This window comes from Dorea longicatena (assembly GCF_024168045.1).
Classification (GTDB): domain Bacteria; phylum Bacillota; class Clostridia; order Lachnospirales; family Lachnospiraceae; genus Dorea_A.
The window spans coordinates 166,814-178,587 of sequence record NZ_CP100126.1 but is presented as its reverse complement, the minus strand read 5'-3'; the positions used below and the strand labels follow the sequence as shown (position 1 = coordinate 178,587).

11 protein-coding genes are annotated in these 11,774 nt (G+C 43.4%); 4 read left to right on the top strand and 7 right to left on the bottom strand.

Annotated elements, in window-relative coordinates:
• The first annotated feature begins 1 nt into the window (after position 1).
• Positions 2-703 (top strand): response regulator transcription factor, encoded by a 702-nt coding sequence (locus NKF87_RS00830; RefSeq protein ID WP_028088555.1) that lies wholly within the window; start codon positions 2-4, stop codon positions 701-703.
• Between the two features lie 15 nt (positions 704-718).
• Positions 719-2,131: a sensor histidine kinase gene (locus NKF87_RS00825; protein WP_117598368.1), complete on the top strand. Its 1,413-nt coding sequence runs from the start codon at positions 719-721 to the stop codon at positions 2,129-2,131.
• Between the two features lie 76 nt (positions 2,132-2,207).
• Here NKF87_RS00825 and NKF87_RS00820 read toward each other — a convergent pair whose 3' ends face one another.
• Positions 2,208-3,428 carry a substrate-binding domain-containing protein gene (locus NKF87_RS00820; RefSeq protein ID WP_242998910.1) on the bottom strand — a complete coding sequence of 407 codons (1,221 nt, stop codon included), beginning with the start codon at positions 3,426-3,428 and terminating at the stop codon, positions 2,208-2,210.
• A gap of 376 nt (positions 3,429-3,804) precedes the next feature.
• Here NKF87_RS00820 and NKF87_RS00815 point away from each other — a divergent pair, with 376 nt between their 5' ends.
• The gene (locus NKF87_RS00815) at positions 3,805-3,975 is read left to right on the top strand and encodes a DUF362 domain-containing protein (protein WP_028088558.1); all 171 of its coding nucleotides are present in this window, start codon (positions 3,805-3,807) and stop codon (positions 3,973-3,975) included.
• Between the two features lie 209 nt (positions 3,976-4,184).
• Entirely contained in the window at positions 4,185-4,559 is a 375-nt protein-coding gene (locus NKF87_RS00810) for a hypothetical protein (protein ID WP_028088559.1), read from the top strand.
• Here the strand turns inward: NKF87_RS00810 and dnaB are convergent.
• From dnaB to NKF87_RS00780, 6 genes are all read right to left on the bottom strand, one after another.
• Entirely contained in the window at positions 4,533-5,882 is a 1,350-nt protein-coding gene (gene dnaB / locus NKF87_RS00805) for a replicative DNA helicase (protein WP_028088560.1), read from the bottom strand. The two genes, NKF87_RS00810 and dnaB, sit on opposite strands and share 27 nt — an antisense overlap.
• A 13-nt stretch (positions 5,883-5,895) precedes the next feature.
• Positions 5,896-6,345 carry a 50S ribosomal protein L9 gene (gene rplI, locus NKF87_RS00800; protein ID WP_253583822.1) on the bottom strand — a complete coding sequence of 150 codons (450 nt, stop codon included), beginning with the start codon at positions 6,343-6,345 and terminating at the stop codon, positions 5,896-5,898.
• On the bottom strand, positions 6,345-8,408 hold the full coding sequence (locus NKF87_RS00795; RefSeq protein WP_028088562.1) for a DHH family phosphoesterase: 2,064 nt from the start codon (positions 8,406-8,408) through the stop codon (positions 6,345-6,347). The genes rplI and NKF87_RS00795 overlap by 1 nt, the downstream gene beginning before the upstream one ends.
• 191 nt (positions 8,409-8,599) lie before the next feature.
• The gene (gene galE / locus NKF87_RS00790; RefSeq protein WP_044925843.1) at positions 8,600-9,622 is read right to left on the bottom strand and encodes a UDP-glucose 4-epimerase GalE; all 1,023 of its coding nucleotides are present in this window, start codon (positions 9,620-9,622) and stop codon (positions 8,600-8,602) included.
• A gap of 11 nt (positions 9,623-9,633) precedes the next feature.
• On the bottom strand, positions 9,634-10,752 hold the full coding sequence (locus NKF87_RS00785) for a phosphotransferase enzyme family protein (RefSeq protein ID WP_117598371.1): 1,119 nt from the start codon (positions 10,750-10,752) through the stop codon (positions 9,634-9,636).
• On the bottom strand, positions 10,753-11,679 hold the full coding sequence (locus NKF87_RS00780) for a nucleotidyltransferase family protein (protein WP_117598372.1): 927 nt from the start codon (positions 11,677-11,679) through the stop codon (positions 10,753-10,755).
• Positions 11,680-11,774 lie beyond the last annotated feature (95 nt).

Below are 11,774 nucleotides of genomic sequence, written 5' to 3'. Positions count from 1 at the left end.
TATGAATAAACAGAAAATACTGATCGTCGATGACGATGAAAATATTGCCGAACTGGTCTCTTTATATCTGGCCAAAGAATGCTTTGATACCATGATGGTCCACGACGGCGAACGGGCACTGATTGCCTTTGATACTTACAAACCGAATCTGGTCCTTTTAGATCTTATGCTGCCTGGTATCGATGGATATCAGGTCTGTCGTGAGATCCGCACCAGATCCAACACCCCGATCATCATGCTCTCAGCCAAAGGCGAAGTATTCGACAAGGTACTTGGTCTTGAACTAGGCGCAGATGATTATATTATGAAACCGTTCGATGCCAAAGAGCTTGTTGCCCGCGTAAAAGCTGTTTTACGCCGCTATCAGGTTGGTTCAAAACCTGAGACCCCTCAGGCAGATAAGGGAAAATGTGTCGAATATCCGGGAATTGAGATCAATCTGACTAATTATTCTGTCATTGTTGACGGACATACCGTTGAGATGCCTCCGAAAGAACTGGAACTTCTTTATTTCCTCGCGTCTTCTCCAAATCAGGTCTTCACCAGAGAACAGCTGCTGGATCAGATCTGGGGTTACGAATACATCGGCGATACCCGTACCGTAGATGTTCATATCAAACGTCTCCGCGAGAAGATCAAGGATCATAACGGCTGGAGTCTCAGCACCGTATGGGGAATCGGTTATAAATTTGAAGTAAAATAACAGCGGGTAGATATCATGAAAAGTACATTATATTTAAAATTCATATTTATCTATATCATATTCGGATTCTTAAGCCTTTTTACAGCCGCAACGCTGACAGAGAATCTGGTCCGTACACCGATCTTTAACCGTATAAGTAACAGCATGTACCGGGAGGCTACGATGGTTGCCACCAGCTATCTTCCCGGTTATTTTTCCGGTGAATTGCAGGAACCCGATACACAGATGATCTTATCCGGGATTGAGACCCAGCTGGATGCCGCAGTCTGGTTCGTTTCCAGGGACGGTAACATGATCGCCTCCGCTCATTCCGGTGAGTACCCATCCGCTCCGGATACAATCAAGGATTTTGATCCTGCCGAATCCGGAAGTGACCGTTCACAGACCGGTGATTATCACGGATATTTCGACAATGACGTCATCACTGTGACCGTTCCGGTGACTTACGGGTATTTTCCAAAAGGTTATCTGATGATCCATCAGTACACTACCGTCGTTGATACTATGACGGATATATTGATGCGTGGTGTATATATCACATTCATCGTGATCTTCCTGCTCTCGTTCATTATCCTGCTGGCATTCCATTTCCTTGTCTACCGCCCGCTTCACAAGATCACCGAAGCTGCAACACAGTATGCTTCCGGCAATCTGGAGTATGAGATTCCGGTCACGACCGAAGACGAGATGGGTTATCTGTCTGCATCACTGAACTATATGTCTTCACAGCTTCGTGATATGGAAGATTACCAGAAGAAATTTGTGGCAAATGTATCCCACGATTTCCGTTCTCCGCTTACTTCCATCAAAGGGTATGTAGAAGCTATGACAGACGGAACTATCCCGCCTGAACTACATGAGAAGTACCTGAAGATTATCTTATTTGAAACGGAACGTCTGACAGACCTGACACATGATCTGCTGACATTAAATGAATTCGACACCAATCACCTGCTTCTCAACCGGGAAGTATTCGATATCCACGAGATGATCAAACACGTGGCGGCATCCTTCGAGGGAGCCTGCACCCAGAAGAAGATCTCTATTGAACTGGTCTTCGCAACAAAGCATCTGAATGTAAATGCCGACAAACGTAAAATCCAGCAAGTCTTATACAATCTGCTGGACAATGCCATTAAATTCAGCGATCCGGATTCTATTATTACCATCGAAACAACAGACCGCGGTGAAAAAGTATATACAGCAGTCAAAGATAATGGGATCGGAATTCCAAGGGCGGCACTCGGAAAAATCTGGGAACGTTTTTACAAAAGTGATCTCTCCCGCGGGAAGGATAAGAAAGGCACCGGTCTTGGACTTGCGATCGTGAAAGAAGCGGTGCAGGCACATGGTGAGAACATCACTGTAGTGAGTACGGAAGGAGTAGGAACAGAGTTTTCATTTTCACTTCCGAAAGCTGCAGGCTAATGTAACAGGGAATTATCCCTTATCTTCCAAAAAAGAAAGTCACTTCTGCTCATATTCACAGAAATGACTTTCTTTTTTATTTTGTATAGAGTATCTTCTGCACTTCATCCGTCTTCAGATTCTCTTTTGTCACCCAGGTATATCCGGTATTCACTATAGCTTCATTTCCCATATCAAGAGAAGCTCTTGCCGCAGCCACCACGGTTGCGTATCCCATGCCGAATGGATTCTGCACGATCAATCCATCAACCGTACCGTCTTTCAGATCCTGGATCTCATCATCATTGGCATCAAAACCGATCACTTTTACTTTTTTCTCCATTTTATTTCTTTCCAGTCCATCAGCTGCCAGTTTCACAGAATCACCGTTTGCCGCAAAGCAGCCGGTGATATTCGGATGGTTTGCAAGGATGTAATCGACTACCTGGTCTTCTGTAATACTGTCTGCAGCCACTATATCTTCTCCGGTAAGCTGTCCATCCGGAAGTTCACTGTCTTTTGGACGGTAAGTTCCGGCATTGATCTCGTCAGATACTGTCTTCTGCATATTGCTCAATTCATCCATGTGATATACATTTACCACAGAAATATTCGGATGGTTTGCTGTCAGTTCATCCGTCACCGCTTTTTCTCTCTGAAGAGCAGCCTGTGATTTCGAATCCTGAATGAACAGAACTGCTTCCCCGCTGTCTCCCATCTCTTCTGCCAGTCTCTGTGCTGCTTCTGTTCCTGCAGCTACATTGTCCGTTGATACATCCGCAGCCACTCCCTGATAATCAGACCCGGAATCAAAAGTGACAACCGGGATCTCGCTGTCTGTTGCGAGATCAAACTGTACCTGGCAAGCCTGCAGATCTACAATTGAGATTCCGACCGCAACCGGATATCTGTCCAATTCTTCATCCAGAAGGTTCACCTGATCATCCACATTGTCTGCTTTATCCGGTGCATTATACGTTACTTTTATCTTGTCTTTTCCTGTATATCCAAGACTTGCATTCAGATCCTCTGCAGCCTGTGTCACGCCTTTCTTTACTTCGTCCCAATACTGCGTACCATTCGCCTTTCCTATAATAGAAATGTAGTCTCCCTTTTTCAGCTTCAGTCCGTTTGTATTATTATAAGCTGCCGGACTGATCAGGTCTAATTTGCCCTGATATTCCTTCTCTTCTGTCTTGGTTGTATTCTTCTCTGCTTCAATCTTCTTCTCTTCATCTGTTGCTTTCGGTGTCTGCTGACATCCGCATACAAGCAGTGCCATACCAAGCAGCATAGCAATGATTCGATTTCTTTTCATTTTCCTCTCTCCTATATCCGGTATCATTTCTACCTGTATTATATTCTACTCCTATTTTCACTTCTATTTTTCTTATACTTCATCAGCATTCTATACTATACACCAAAACGGTGAAAATTTGTTGAATTTTTTATTGAAATTTTTCTTAATTTTAACCGGGATTTACCCAAAATTCAAAAGAACGTCTCTTTTCACCACCGAATATGCTTTTTCACAACAGTATCTGCTAACGCAAGTTAGTTATGACTAAACTTTTATGTATTTCCAAAAAAACATGTAATTTACTTGTTTATTTCAGCTTTTTGTATTATGATATGGACAGAGACAACGAATTGGTTTATGTCTAGAATTTAAACTCAAAGGAGGGTATAATACTATGGCACACGTAATTGGTGATGAATGTGTAAGCTGTGGATCTTGCGAAGCTGAATGTCCAGTAGGAGCTATTTCTCAGGGAGCAGAGCATTATGAAATTGATGCTGACGCTTGTGTAGATTGTGGAGCATGTGCAGCTCAGTGTCCAGTAGGAGCTATTTCTGAAGGCTAATCATTCGAAATAAGAAGCATATACAAAGAACCTGCCAACAGCAGGTTCTTTTGCATATTCAGACAAACTCATGCGCAGTATTTATGTACTGCGCATTTTTCAACATTTTTGTTTCCCTCGACGGATTCTGACGAAATCGGTGCTTTCCACTGTGCTATGATACATTTACCCATAAGGGACAAGTATTATAATATAAGGGGGTATCTAATGTGGGAAATCATACCAATGCTTTGAATACTTTAGAACAGATCAAACGCGAGACCAAAGATGATGCCAGACTGTATGCATGTATCAGGGATCTCTACGAACAGGGTGTCTCCCTTTCCGATCTCAAAGCCCTGATCCCGGATATCAGACGAACCAGGGAACAGCTTCAGTTAAAACGTATGCTGCAGAATAACAACGAAGTGCTTCTCAACATGTTCAGCCAGGAGATGACATTTCTTCTGGATGCAAAAGAACGCCAGGAAGAGCTGGAATTCAAAAAACTGGACCAGCTGATCCGCCAGCAGCAATCCTTCCGGAAAGCTTCGGCCGATGCCGGTCCAGTAAAAAAACTAAAACGAATCTTCCTGTCTGCTTAGGTTCGCAAACTTTGTGTACTCACCTAACCAGGCCAGATTAACGGTCCCTACCGGACCGTTTCTTTGTTTTGCGATAATGATTTCTGCCTGTTTTTTGAACTCTGAATCTTTGTTATAGTATTCATCCCTGTAGATAAACATTACCACATCCGCATCCTGCTCAATGGCTCCGGATTCACGGAGATCAGAAAGCATCGGCCGCTTGTCCGGCCGGCTTTCTACCGCACGGCTTAACTGTGACAGCGATACAACCGGCACATTCAGCTCTCTGGCAAGTCCCTTTAACTGACGGGAAATGTCTGAGACTTCCTGCTGTCTGGATTCGGAACTCTTTCCTACACTTCCGGTCATTAACTGTAAGTAGTCGATGATGATGATATCCAGTCCGTGCTCCAGCTTGTATTTCCTGCACTTTGATCTTAATTCCGAGATGGAGATACCCGGTGTATCATCAATGATCAGTTTCGACTGACCGATCACACCTGCTCCTTCAATCAGTTTCTCCCAGTCGGAATCTTTCATATTACCGGTTCTGAGTGACTGTGCATCTACCTGTGATTCCAGTGAGAACAGTCGGTTTACCAGTTGTTCCTTTGACATCTCAAGACTGAAGATGGCAACCGCTTTATTCTTCTTGAACGCCATATACTGTGCGATGTTCAGGACAAATGCCGTCTTACCCATGGACGGACGCGCCGCGATCAGGATAAAATCTGACGGCTGGAAGCCGGACAGTTTATAATCCAGATCGATGAATCCGGTCGGGATTCCTGTAACGGTTCCCTTACTCTTAGATGCCTTTTCAATCTTATCCAGCGCATTCAAGACCACCTGCTTGATTGGAACATATTCGCCGGTCGTTCGTCTCTGTAATAACTGGAACATGGATTTCTCGGTCTGCTCCATGATAGACTCCAGAGGTTCTTTTCCGGCATAGCACATATTTTCAATCTCTTCATTCAATTTGATCATCTTACGCATCACAGATTTGTCTGCCACGATCTGTGCATAATATTTCACATTCGCAGAAGTCGGCACTGCTGTCACCAGGTCTCTGACAAATTCCAGACTGGCAATCTCTGCCGGTACATCTTTTTCCTTCAGTCGTTCCTGCAAAGTAATCAGATCGACCGGTTTTCCTTCATTGAATAGTTCGATCATCGAATCAAAGATCACTCCATATGACGCCTGATAAAAATCATCACCACTGATGATTTCTCCTGCAGTGGTGATGGCATCTTTATCCATAAGCATGGCGCCGACAACAGACTGTTCTGCTTCGATGCTGTGTGGCATGACTCGTTTGATGAGTGCTTCTTCCACGCCTGAATTCCTCCTATGCTTCTTCTTTTACAACAACTTTCAGCTCAGCCGTTACCTTTGGATGCAGCTTAACCGGAACCATATGTGTTCCCAGTGTTCTGATCGCTTCTTTTAACTGAACTTTCTTCTTGTCAATCGTAAGATCCATCTGTTTTTTGACTTCTTCTGCAATCTCCTTTGAAGATACAGAGCCGAACGCTCTGCCGCCTTCACCCATCTTGATCGCAACTTCAATCTTTCCTGCTTCGATCTTTCCGCCAAGTTCCTGGGCATCTTCATACTGCTGCTGAGCGATCTTGTCATCGTTCGCTTTCTTTAATTTCAGGTCATTTAAATTCTTTCCGTTAGCTTCTACACCTTTATTTTTCTTTAAGATGAAGTTTCTTGCGTATCCGTCGCTGACGTTTACGATCTCTCCCTTTTTACCAAGTGACTTTACGTCTTCTGTCAAAATAACTTTCATTACAAGTCTCCTCCTTCTATCATTTCGTCAATCACCTGTTTTAAGCAGGCTACCGCTTCATCCATATCAGTATGGTTAAACTGTGCACCTGAAGCGTTCATATGACCGCCTCCGCCCAGACGTTCCATGATGATCTGTACGTTAACTTCATCGATCGAACGTGCGCTGACGTATATTCTTCCATTATATTCTGTTAATACAAATGATGCCTTGATCGCACTGATGTCCAATAATTCATTTGCCGCCTGTGCCCCGATGATCGTCGGGCTTTCAATGTGAAGATCCACACCCCTTGCAATGGCAAATTTGTTACGGTACACTTCTGCACTGCTGATGATCTCCGCTTTTGCCCTGTAAGATTCCATATCGTCACGGAACAACTTTCTTACCAGCGTAATATCTGCACCGGACCTTCTCAGGAATGCTGCCGCTTCAAAAGTACGGACTCCGGTACTGTTCACAAAGTTGTTGGTATCGATCATGATGCCGGCATACAGGCTGCTCGCCTCAATCTTCGGGATCTTGATCCCATCTACAATATACTGCAATACCTCTGATACCATCTCACAAGCCGATGAGGCATATGGCTCAATATAAGATAACAGCGCATTATCAATATTGTCACTGCTCTGTCTGTGATGATCCAATACCACGATCGTCTTCGTTGTCTTCAGAAGGTCCTCGCACTCTGTCATCATCGGACGGTTCGTATCTACAACGACTACCATTGAATTCTCGTCTGCCATATTCATCGCCTGTGACGATGTCAAAAACAGATCATCCGGGTAAGCCGGATCTTGTTCGAATAATTCATATAAAGGCCTGAGCGATGCTGACACTTCATTGATCACAATATAAGCACGTTTCTCCAGTGCCAGTGCCGCACGATAGATTCCCATTGCCGCACCGAACGCATCCACATCTGTCAGCTTATGCCCCATAACGAATATCTTATCTTTGACCGTGATAAATTCACGCAGTGCCTCGGCTTTTACACGCGCCTTTACACGGGTATTCTTCGCTGTCTGTTCTCGCTTTCCGCCATAATAGGTAACACCGTGACAATCCTTGATCACAGCCTGGTCGCCGCCTCTTGCAAGTGCGAGATCGATCGCTACACGCGCATAGTTATAACTCTGTGCATAAGAATCGGAACTCAGTCCCAGACCGATACTAAGTGTTGCCGGAATCCCATTTCCGATATTTACGGACTTTACATCATCCAGCAGGGAGAACTTATCTTCTTCCAGCTGTTTAAAATAAGACTTTCGGATGATAATGAAATACTTATCATTCTCCAGCTTCTTGACGATTCCGTCAACTTTTGCAATATACTGATTGATCTTACGGTCTACCAGAGCCATCAGAAGTGACTGTCTGACCTCTTCCACACTGTCGATCACTTCATCGTAGTTATCAATGTATACCAGGCCTGCAACCATTCTCTGTTCTTCATTTTCCCTAATCGTACGGTTCAGTTCTGTAACATCCTGAAGATATACCGCAATGAAATATTCCTTCTCCTTTGGCAATTCCATAAGCTGTTCCGTATCGCTGAATCCCTCTACCGATACTCTGCGCAGTTCTGCCTGGTATTCCTTATCATCATAATATACTTCCATCGTGACCTTCTGCTGATCCTCTTTTGGAAATATACTCCGGTTCAATTCCGGAATGTATTTACTGATGTAAGCTTCTCCTTTTGGCTTTCCGCCCAGAATTGCTTCGAATTCGTCATTCATCCAGACTGCTTTCCCATCATCTAACAGGATTGCATAGGGAATCGACAGTTCCCTCAGCAGCGTATTCTGGACAATGCCATACTGTGCAGCAAATTCCACGAGATCCTTCATGATGATATTCTTACTGTAAAAATACAGTCCGCCTACCATGATGATATATATCAGCACGAATACGGCCATCAGGATTCCCGCTCTGTGATCCATCTTATACACCCACAGATCCATTGCGATCAGGAGCAATGCCATGATTGCCGGCCACTGAATATAAAGCTTCAACTGGCCTTTCAGCTGCACCTTTCCATTTTCATTCTTTTTTTCCATGATTCTCGCCTCTGTTCGTGAGTCTTACTCACTACTTTTGCACTACAAAATGCCGATGGCATCTCACACTACACTTTACATACGTGATGATTATACCATTTCTTATCATAAAAAGAAAGATGGGAAATCTTAACGTTCTGTTAAGTGTTCCCCATCTTTCTATGTTTTTATTTCTTAAGTTCCTTTTTCATTTATGCTTCATATCCGTTAGGATTCTGTGACTGCCATCTCCATGTGTCTGCGCACATCTCGTCCAGACCTTTTTCTGCTTTCCATCCAAGAACTTTCGCTGCTTTTGCAGGATCTGCATAACACATTGCGATATCTCCTGCTCTTCTCGGCTTGATCTCGTAAGGAATCTCCTTACCACATGCTTTTCCAAATGCTTTTACCATATCAAGTACGGAATATCCCACACCTGTTCCAAGATTGATCACGTCAAGTCCAGGATTGCTGAAGATATAATCAATTGCTTTCACATGTCCTTTTGCAAGGTCCACTACATGAATATAATCACGGACTCCTGTTCCGTCCGGTGTATCATAATCGTCCCCGAACACACCCAGTTTTTCAAGCTTTCCTACTGCCACCTGTGAAATGTATGGCATCAGATTATTCGGAATTCCCTTTGGATCTTCTCCGATACGTCCGCTTTCATGCGCTCCGACCGGGTTGAAATAACGAAGCAGGATGACATTCATATCCGGATTTGCCTTCTGTACATCTGTCATGATCTGTTCCATCATAGACTTTGTCCATCCATAAGGATTCGTGCACTGTCCCTTCGGACACTCCTCTGTGATCGGCATCTCTTCCGGACTTCCGTATACAGTTGCAGAAGAACTGAATACAATATTCTTAACACCGGTCTGTTTCATAACATCCATCAGTGTCAGAGTTCCTGTTATATTATTACGGTAGTACTCTAATGGCTTCTGTACGGATTCTCCGACTGCTTTCAGTGCTGCACAATGGATAACCGCATCTACGCCTTCTTTTTCCAGCATTGCCTTCAATGCAGCTTCATCCATTACATCCCCTTCATAAAATGTAATCGTCTTTCCGGTAAGCTCTTCTACCCTTTTTAAAGATTCTTTAGATGAATTACAAAGATTGTCATATACAACCACTTCATATCCTTCATTCAAAAGTTCCAGTGCCGTATGACTTCCGATATAACCGGCTCCTCCGGTAATTAATATTTTCTTGGCCACAATAGTACCTCCTAGTTGTTACTATACTTTTTCACGATTTCGTTCATAGTATACCACTTTTGTTCCATATCTTCAACAAGCTTGAACTGGGTACGGCATCTGTCAAGATTATGACCTTCTCTGTGTATCCTGAAATATTTATCTCCCTGCAGATAATCTGTAAGGAAACGCATACCACATTCAAATGTCATCGTCTTTGCGCCCATCGGCATCAGCTCGATCTCCTTAGCTGTCAGCTTTCCGTCACATCCTTTTAAAAATCCTTTCGTATACAATTCAAATAATTCCATACTGCAGGATACTTTCGTAAGGTCTGTCTCATCCTCAAGTGCCGTACTTGCACCGAAACGGATGGAATCCCCGAAATCATTCATCGCAAGCCCCGGCATAACTGTGTCCAGATCGATCACACAGATTCCTTTCCCGGTCTTATCGTCCAGCATAACATTATTCAATTTTGTATCATTGTGTGTAACACGAAGTGGAAGCTCATGCCTGTCCAGCATTTCTGCAAAACAATTAGCAATCTCTTCTCTTTCGAGAACGAACCGGATCTCTTTCTCTACAGAAGCTGCTCTTCCCATAACATCTTCTTCCACTGCTTTCTTAAACAGCGCAAACCGGTTTCTCGTATCATGGAACTTTTCTATCGTCTCATGCAGTGTCTCCGCCGGATAGTCAGACAGCAGACTCTGGAAATTCCCGAATGCCACCGCACTTTCATAAAACTGCTCCGGCTTCTCTACCAGATCATAGGTACTTGCATCGGTAATAAATTTATAGGATCTCCAGTAATCTCCCGTAGAATCTATGTAATATGGTTTCCCATCAACCGCCGGGATCACATTCAATGTCTCACGTTCCGGATCTCCACCATTTTCTATAATCTTCTTTTTCAGAAATGATGTCACTCCTGTGATATTCTCCATGACTTCTACCGGTTTTGGAAATGCCGTAGAATTCATTCTCTGAAGAATGACTTTGATTCTTCCCATCTCGGCAATCTCGAATACCAGAAGAAATGTATCATTGATGTGTCCGCTTCCGTATGGACAGTCCTTTACTAATGTTCCTTCATATTTAAAATGTGCAATCGCTTCATCTCTTTGTTCCCGTGTTACAGGATTCATTTATTTTCCCTCCCAAAGATGCTGCGGGTACAGTCCTTCGTCTTTCATTCTCTGAATGGCTGCAACCACAACCGGTTTATCTTCTTTATAAGTTACTCCATACCATTTATCTGCGGATTTCAGTACCGATACTGTTGCTTTGTCTTCCGCAAGAAGATTACTTACTACAGTTGGCAGGAAATACTCGCATTTCATAGGATTCTCCTGCAGTCCTTTGTCAAGAAATGCCGGGAATCCTGCTTTGATCTCTTCTAAGATACTCTTTGTAAATCCCCACATGTTCATAGATACCGTTGTATCATCCGGTACCTGTACCCATGTATTACCGTCGTCTTCTGTGTATGCAACGCCGCCGTTGTACTTTTCGATTCTGGTACGTTCTGTTACGGATACCAGTTCTCCATTCTCATTCGTCTCACATACACCTCTGGATACATATCCGTTGTCCGTTACCGTATTGGCAAGATGATATCCGACCATTGTATATCTGTACTTATCATCATCTGCATGTGTAGACAGATAATCATAGATAAGCTTGAATGCTTCTACTCCATAATAGTCATCTGCATTGATCACTGCGAACGGTCCGTCAATCTCATCCATACAGCTATATACAGCATGTGCTGTTCCCCAAGGTTTTACACGTCCTTCCGGTACTTCATAGCCTTCCGGAATGTTGTCGATATTCTGATAAGCATATGCTACGTCCATGTATTTTTCCATACGTTTTCCCACATGCTCTTTGAACTCTTCTTCGATCTCGTGTTTGATTATGAATACGACCTTCTCAAAGCCGGCTCTCTTTGCATCATACATGGAAAAATCCATGATAATATGTCCGTCATTGTCTACAGGATCTAACTGCTTCAGACCTCCGTATCTGCTTCCCATTCCTGCTGCCATGATCACTAATACTGGTTTATTCATTATAATTACCTCCATGTCTTTAGGATCTTTCGTTTCTAGATTCATTGTAGTATAACTATTTCCAGAAATCTTTATCCTATTATTTTCTTAATTTG